3 protein-coding genes and 1 pseudogene are annotated in these 3810 nt (G+C 46.6%); 3 read left to right on the top strand and 1 reads right to left on the bottom strand.

The features are described from left to right. Positions 1-65 precede the first annotated feature (65 nt). The 3 genes from atpH to RMO35_RS18015 all read left to right on the top strand — a co-directional run bounded on the left by atpH (position 66) and on the right by RMO35_RS18015 (position 3472). Positions 66-614, top strand: a complete 549-nt coding sequence (atpH, locus tag RMO35_RS18025; RefSeq protein WP_309742818.1) for an ATP synthase F1 subunit delta — start codon at positions 66-68, stop codon at positions 612-614. A 127-nt stretch (positions 615-741) separates the two neighbouring features. Then, entirely contained in the window at positions 742-2262 is a 1521-nt protein-coding gene (atpA, locus tag RMO35_RS18020) for a F0F1 ATP synthase subunit alpha (protein ID WP_309742816.1), read from the top strand. 259 nt (positions 2263-2521) lie between these two features. Further along, a complete protein-coding gene (locus tag RMO35_RS18015) occupies positions 2522-3472 on the top strand; it encodes a F0F1 ATP synthase subunit gamma (protein ID WP_309742814.1) in 951 nt (316 codons plus the stop codon). 90 nt (positions 3473-3562) lie between these two features. Here RMO35_RS18015 and RMO35_RS18010 read toward each other — a convergent pair. After that, a pseudogene (locus RMO35_RS18010) lies at positions 3563-3810 on the bottom strand (polyamine ABC transporter substrate-binding protein); the annotation flags it as partial.

Genomic DNA, 3810 nt, shown 5'->3' with positions numbered 1-3810 from the left:
CTGCTCACCGACTCCGCTCAAGCCGATTTGGTCGATCGGAGTATCGCCTTGGTAGGAGGTAAATAATGAAAGATAGTGCCATCGGTAGTGTAGTGCTCAATCCCTATGCGGACGCGCTCATGTCCCTCGCTCAATCTCAAAGTTTGGTCGATGAATTTGCGGGCAATTGTAAGGACCTATTAGAATTGCTAGATGAGTCACCAGAACTCAATCTAATCTTGGCAAATCCGATCGTGAAAATGGCTGATAAAAAAGCAATTTTAGCGAAGATAGTGACCGACCAAATTCACCCATTGATGTCCAACTTCTTGGCGATCCTCGTCGAGCGGCGGCGAATTGGCTACTTAGCCGGAATTTGCAAGCGTTATCAAGCGATGGTGCGCGATCTCAAAGGCATCATTTTGGCAGAAGTCACGAGTGCAGTCGCCCTGAGTGACGCTCAAATCCAATCCGTCCGCGACAGAGTTCAGGGCATGACTGGATCGAACAGTGTCGAAATAGTTACCAATATCGATCCAGAAATTATCGGTGGGGTAATTATTAAAGTCGGTTCTCAAGTCATCGACTCCAGCTTACGTGCCGAAATTCGTCGCTTGGGTCTGAGCATTGCTTAATCAGGGGATAGGGGATAGGGAATAGGGAATAGAGATTTGACTAATTAGTAAAAACCCAAAGCCTAACACCTAAAGCCTAATACCTAAAGCCTAATACCTATTAGAAAACATCAGTAAATAAATAATTATGATTAGTATCAGACCCGACGAAATTAGTAGCATTATTCGCCAGCAAATCGAACAGTACACCCAAGACGTTAAATCCTCCAACGTGGGTACCGTACTCCAAGTTGGCGACGGTATTGCCCGCGTTTATGGCTTGGATAAAGTCATGTCTGGGGAACTCGTCGAATTTGAAGACGCGAGTGTCGGTCTAGCTCTCAACCTGGAAGCCGATAACGTCGGTGTGGTACTGATGAGCAACGGTCGGAATATTCAAGAAGGCAGTGCAGTTAAAGCAACTGGTAAGATCGCCCAGATTCCCGTCGGCGAAGCAATTATCGGTCGCGTCGTCGATGCCTTAGCACGTCCTATCGATGGGAAAGGCGACATCGCTACTACCACCACCCGCCTGATTGAATTCATGGCTCCGGGTATTATCGAACGTCGGTCGGTGTACGAACCCATGCAGACCGGGATCACCGCAATTGACGCGATGATTCCCGTCGGTCGCGGACAGCGGGAACTGATTATCGGTGACAGACAGACTGGTAAAACTTCGATCGCGATCGATACCATTATCAACCAGAAAGAAGAAGATGTCGTGTGCGTATACGTCGCGATCGGGCAGAAAGCCTCGACTGTCGCGAATATCGTCAACGTCCTCGAAGAAGCTGGCGCGATGGCCTACACGGTCGTTGTAGCGGCAAATGCGAACGATCCTGCGACCCTCCAATACTTCGCACCTTACACTGGTGCCGCCATTGCTGAGTACTTTATGTACCAAGGTAAAGCGACCCTGATTATTTATGATGACTTGTCCAAACAAGCTCAAGCATACCGTCAGATGTCCCTCTTGCTCCGTCGCCCACCCGGACGCGAAGCATATCCTGGCGACGTATTCTACATTCACTCCCGCTTACTCGAACGCGCTGCCAAACTCAGCGACGAACTCGGTGGCGGTAGTATGACCGCCCTCCCAGTAATTGAAACTCAAGGTAGTGACGTATCGGCTTACATCCCGACCAACGTAATTTCGATTACCGACGGTCAGATCTTCCTCTCGTCCGACTTGTTCAACTCTGGTCTCCGCCCCGCAATCAACGCTGGTATTTCGGTATCCCGCGTCGGTTCCGCCGCTCAGACCAAAGCGATGAAAAAGGTTGCTGGTAAACTCAAGCTCGAACTCGCCCAGTTTGATGACCTCCAAGCCTTCGCTCAATTCGCCTCCGACCTCGACCAAGCGACCCAGAATCAACTCGCTCGTGGTGCGCGTCTCCGCGAAATTCTCAAACAGCCTCAGTACTCGCCATTATCTGTGCCCGAACAGGTCGCACTAGTATATGCGGGCTTAAACGGCTATCTCGATGACATCGCCGTCAACAAAGTAACTGGTTACACCGCTGCACTCAAAGACTACCTGAAAAACAGCAAACCTGAGTACGCTCAAACCATCAAAGACAACAAAATGCAGCTAACTGATGAAGCTGAAGCGCTTCTCAAAGCCGCACTAGTTGAATGCAAGAAGTCCTTCTTAGCCACAGCGTAGAATCTTAGGGGATAGGGGATAGGGAATAGGGAATAGGGAAGTGTGAGTGGGTGTTTCAGAGCATAGACTACGATCTGCACAAAACATCTACTTACACATCTTCTAAACCTAGTCCGTTAACCTCGATCCCTTTTTTCATAAAAATTATATTAAAACTATAGTGGATACCGTTCTTATGAATTAAAGTCACTATCCCCTATCTCCTATTCCCTTTCCTAAATAAGCACCGAAAATATACAACTACTAACTACTATAAAATATGGCTAACTTAAAACTTATTCGGGATCAGATTCAATCGGTTAAGAATACTAAAAAAATTACCGAAGCCATGCGCCTCGTCGCCGCAGCTAAAGTGAGACGGGCACAGCAACAGGTAGTTGCGACCCGTCCTTTTGCCGACCGATTGGCACAAGTTTTATACAGCCTCAAAAGTCGCTTAACATTTGCTGATGCGACTTCACCATTCCTCCAACAGCGCGAAGCTAAATGTGTTGGTATTTTGGTAGTTACTGGCGATCGCGGTCTCTGCGGTGGTTATAATAGTTCGATTATTAAAAAAGCCGAACTACGCGCTAAAGAACTTAAATCTCAGGGTTTGGATTATAAATTTGTGACAGTTGGACGGAAAGCTACTCAGTATTTCCAACGTCGCAATCAACCCATCAGTGCAGATTATACGGGATTAGAACAAATTCCTACGGCTGTTGAAGCTGGTAAAATCGCTGATGAATTGCTATCGTTGTTCTTGTCTGAAGGTGTGGACAGAGTAGAGCTAGTTTATACTAAGTTCGTCTCGCTGATTGCTTCCCGTCCGGTAGTCCAAACATTGTTACCATTGACACCACAAGGCTTGGAAGTGCCCGATGATGAAGTTTTCCGGTTGACTAGTCGCGCTGGTAATTTTAGCGTCGAGCGTGACAAACTGGACACATCGGTACAACCGCTACCCAGCGATACGATTTTCGAGCAAGATCCCAATCAAATCCTAGATGCACTCTTACCGCTTTACCTAAATAATCAACTGCTCCGCGCCCTGCAAGAATCCGCAGCTAGCGAATTAGCCGCTCGGATGACGGCAATGAATAATGCCAGTGATAATGCCAAACAACTGATTGGTTCGCTGACACTCAGTTATAACAAAGCCCGTCAAGCCGCAATTACTCAAGAGATTCTGGAGGTTGTTGGGGGTGCAGAAGCTCTCAACGGCTAGATGCGCTTACCGACCGTACCTATGCAAACGAGTGCTCGATTTATTCATGTTAAATATATTTGTGCTTGAGGTTAATCTCAAGCACATTTTTTATTTTAAGCTAATTGGCACACTCCGAATTTCTTGCCAGAGTCGATCGTATTGTTGTTGACTTGTTGATGAAAGTGGATAGATAAATTCACTTTTATCTAAGATACTTTTTGCAGGTAAAGTTAATGAATTTCTTTTAATATCTGGAGAAATTTGCTTATCGCTTAAACTAGTAAGCAGCGGTGCAGTAGTAGTGGTAAAGAGAGAAATCTGATTGCTAACTTGTAGTTGCAAACAATAATCAAGCC

It is taken from the genome of Chamaesiphon sp. OTE_20_metabat_361 (genome assembly GCF_031364565.1).
Note: the sequence above shows the minus strand (reverse complement) of the source record. Positions and strands in the feature narration are given on the sequence as shown.